This window comes from Mesorhizobium sp. P2_F8 (assembly GCF_056403655.1).
This window is the reverse complement of sequence record NZ_JBFUFB010000114.1, coordinates 1-853: the sequence shown is the minus strand read 5'-3', so window position 1 is coordinate 853 and position 853 is coordinate 1. Positions and strand designations below refer to the sequence as shown.

Sequence of the window (853 nt, the reverse complement as noted above, 5' to 3'; positions counted from 1 at the left end):
CTAAGGCGTTTCAATATATCGACGAGACGTCCGCCACCGGGGAGCAGGATGTGCCGGCCGCCGACCTGAACATGCTGATCGTGAACGGGTTCGGCTTTGTCTACCAACACACCGGCGACGCAACATACCTGCAGCGCGGCAACATCGTCTTCGAGGGCGGGGTGGAGGGCACCTGGCTCGAAGGCTCGAAGCAGTTCAACCAGCAATATGCAAGCTCCTACAATTACATCGCCTATACCCACGCCGGCCCGCCCGGAGCTGTCGAGCTCCACGGGGGACCCGGAGCTGACCAGCTTGTCGGCGGCGCCGGCAATGACAGGCTGGATGGCGGCGCCGGCAACGATGTGCTTGACGGCGGCGCGGGAGCTGACCGGCTTGTCGGCGGCGACGGGCTTGATTGCGCCAGCTATGCCAGCGCAGCCAATTCGGTGGTTGCCGACCTGGCCAACGCCGGCGCCAACCGGGGCGATGCATTCGGCGACATCTTTTCCGGCATTGAAAACCTTGGTGGCAGCAATTTCGCCGACACGCTCCGCGGCGACATTCACAACAACGTGCTCTCAGGCCGCGCCGGCAATGACAGGCTGGATGGCGGCGCCGGCAACGATGTGCTTGACGGCGGCGCGGGAGCTGACCGGCTTGTCGGCGGCGACGGGCTTGATTGCGCCAGCTATGCCAGCGCGGCCAAATCCGTAGTTGCCGACCTGGCCAACGCCGGCGCCAACCGGGGCGATGCATTCGGCGACATCTTTTCCGGCATTGAAAACCTTGGTGGCAGCAATTTCGCCGACACGCTCCGCGGCGACACGCACAACAACGTGCTCTCAGGCCGCGCCGGCAATGACAGTCTGGA

Annotated in this window: 1 protein-coding gene; it reads left to right on the top strand. The window is 64.5% G+C overall.

Going from position 1 to position 853, the window contains the following annotated elements; genetic code table 11:
• The coding region (locus AC1DZP_RS36270; RefSeq protein WP_477309168.1) for a calcium-binding protein at positions 1-853 on the top strand (853 nt) is incomplete at both ends.